The 237-nt window shown below is 39.2% G+C and carries 1 pseudogene; it reads right to left on the minus strand.

What is annotated here, in order from left to right:
• Positions 1–237 (minus strand): annotated as a pseudogene (locus tag SB775_RS33695) (serine hydrolase domain-containing protein); the annotation flags it as partial.

Genomic DNA, 237 nt, shown 5'->3' on the forward strand with positions numbered 1-237 from the left:
GTGTATACAAACCATGTAATGCTTGCTGTTAATAATGCTGACGAAATCAAAGCTGTAAGAACACTATATGTTTGCCAAATAAGTATTGTTGACCAATCGAAAGCACAGCACAGTATACCCAGGGCAATCGTAGCGATCAGGAAAATAACTGTTACGGTTATTCTCTTTTTTGTCATTGGCTGCCGCTCATTCGTTTTCCTTCTGCGTAATCCTAAGAGAAATAGCAAAACGGCCAAT

Source organism: Peribacillus sp. SIMBA_075, from assembly GCF_046534585.1.